The sequence below is a fragment of the Burkholderia sp. SIMBA_051 genome (assembly GCF_046534915.1).
In the GTDB taxonomy this organism is placed as follows: domain Bacteria; phylum Pseudomonadota; class Gammaproteobacteria; order Burkholderiales; family Burkholderiaceae; genus Burkholderia; species Burkholderia ambifaria.
The window spans coordinates 1-242 of sequence record NZ_JAWRXS010000776.1 but is presented as its reverse complement, the minus strand read 5'-3'; the positions used below and the strand labels follow the sequence as shown (position 1 = coordinate 242).

The following is a 242-nucleotide window of genomic DNA, read 5'->3' as shown; positions in this document are numbered from 1 at the left end:
CTGCTCGAAACGGCCGTGCGACATCAGCACCGGCTCACGATTGATGAAGCCCATCGACGTTTGCATCGGATCCGGCTGCTTGCGCTCCGGCGCCGCGCCGCGACCGCCCTTTTCTTCCGTCGGCGCCTTCAGGCCGACCGACGCCATCAGCGCGCGAACCTGATTGTCCTCGAGCTCTTCCCAGCGCCCGCGCTTCAAACCCTTCGGCAGCGAAATCGGGCCGTGACGGGTACGGATCAGAC

The 242-nt window shown here is 65.7% G+C and carries 1 pseudogene; it reads right to left on the bottom strand.

Annotation, left to right across the window (positions count from 1 at the left end):
* Window positions 1-242: pseudogene (locus tag SB771_RS36575) on the bottom strand (23S rRNA pseudouridylate synthase B); the annotation flags it as partial.